We start from the raw sequence: 340 nt of genomic DNA on the forward strand, positions 1-340 counted from the left end.
CACCACACCCTGGTGCTGACCCGGCAGAAGGTGCGCCTGGCCGAACAGGCCGCCAAGGGCGAGACCATGACCATTCCGGCCGCCAACGGCGAGCCGGCACGGAAGATTGGTGTGATCACGCTGCCGACCTTCTACCAGGATTTCGAAGGCCGCCGCCGCAACGCCGCCGACTATGCCTCGGCCACCCGCGACGTGGCCAAGCTGCTGGCTGGTTTCAAGAACGACAAGCTGGATGTGGAATGCCGCGGCTTCCTGCTGTACCTGGAACAGCACGGCATCCTCGACGCCGACCAGCGCGAGCTGGTGCTGGACCGGGCGATGGCCCTGGACCAGGACGAAC

General features: G+C 66.5%; 1 protein-coding gene. It reads left to right on the forward strand.

Annotation, left to right across the window (positions count from 1 at the left end):
• Nucleotides 1–9: 9 nt before the first annotated feature.
• A partial coding sequence (locus tag ABGA94_RS09390; protein ID WP_375367113.1) for a DUF494 family protein occupies nt 10–340 on the forward strand: 331 nt, incomplete at its 3' end.

Source organism: Stenotrophomonas sp. 3diitr2024 (assembly GCF_042136455.1).
Classification (GTDB): Bacteria; Pseudomonadota; Gammaproteobacteria; order Xanthomonadales; family Xanthomonadaceae; genus Stenotrophomonas; species Stenotrophomonas sepilia.